1 protein-coding gene is annotated in these 1421 nt (G+C 78.6%); it reads left to right on the forward strand.

Annotated features, from left to right (window positions below; genetic code table 11):
- Window positions 1-1421: ALF repeat-containing protein (locus ACWEVN_RS47875; protein ID WP_452055713.1), on the forward strand; the 1421-nt coding region annotated here is incomplete at both ends.

Here is a 1421-nt window from a genome sequence, read left to right on the forward strand (position 1 = left end):
GCGCGACGCGCGGCCCAGCAGGCGAAGCGACAGGCCGCCGAGGCGACCCGCGCGGCGAACGCCGCCACCGCGCTGGCGAACGAGGCGGTGGGGGCGGCCAACCAGGCCGCCGCGGCCGCGGATTCGGCCGCCGCGCACGCCGACGCGGCGGCCACCGCCGCCGAGGAAGCCGCGGCCCACGCCGGGGAAGCCGCCCACGCGGCCGAACGAGCCGAAGCCGCCGCGCGGGAAGCGGACACCGCCGCGAACGACGCGAAGACCGCGTCCGACACCGCCGCGACCGTCGCCGCGACCGCGCGCAAGGCCGACGAAGAGCGGCTCGCCCAGCAGGAAGCCCAGGAGACGGCCGAAGCCGAGGCGGCCAAGGACGCCGAAGCGGACGCCCAGGCGGACGCCACCTGGACCGCCGGCGAAGAAGCCAAGCTCGACGCCGAAACCCAGCGCCTGCTCACCGAAGCGCGCACGCCGGGCGCCGACGCGGCCGTCGTGACGCGCAACGGTCGCAAGGCCGCGGCGGGCCTGCTCAAGCTCGGTGGCCCGTTCACCCGCTCCGCCGCGGAAACGGCGCTGGTCGGGGACGACTTCGACGTCAAGGCGTTCGTCACCACCGTCCAGCCGGCCACCGAGCGCAAGGACGACCGGGCCAGCGTCGCGGCCATCGCGGCGTCCACCGCCCACCCGGCCGAGGCGACGACCGCGCGGACCGCGATGGTCGGCACCGACGCGCAGGTGCAGGACTTCCTGCGCAACCGCCGGTACCCGGGCAGCGAAACCGACGACCGGGTGCTCGCCACCCAGATCATCGCGGCGGGCGGCCCCGGCGTGCAGGCCGCGGGCCGGCGTGCCCTCGACGGCACGGCGGACGACGTCCGGGCGTTCCTGCGCACCGGGCAGTACACCGCCCGCGAGGCCGACGACCGGGTGCTGGCCACGCAGGCCGTCTCGACCGGCGGGCCGGAGGTGCGCGCCTCGGCGCGGGCCGCGCTGGCCGGGCCGGCGGGCGTCGTCCGGACGTTCCTGGAGTCCGGGCTGTACCGGGCGCGACAGCGGGACGCGCTGACCGCCACCCACCGGGCCGAGGTCGCCGGGTACGTCGCCGACGCCGCCCGCTCGGCGGCGCTGGCCCGCCAGAACGCGGCCGAGGCGGCCAAGGCCGCCGCGGTGGCGCGGGGCGCGGCCGACGACGCGGCCCGCTACGCCCAGCAGGCCAAGGACTCCGCCGAACTGGCCAAGACCTACGCCGCGCAGGCCGCGGCGTCGGCGCAGGACGCCAAGGCGTCGGCGGACGCGGCGGTGCAGTCGGCGAACCAGGCCAAGCAGGCCGAGGCCGCCGCCCACCAGGCGGCCCAGCAGGCGCAGCAGTCCGCGAACAAGGCCCAGGCGTCCGCTTCGGACGCGGCGGCCTCGGCGGCCGACGCGCG

It is taken from the genome of Amycolatopsis sp. NPDC003861, from assembly GCF_053605405.1.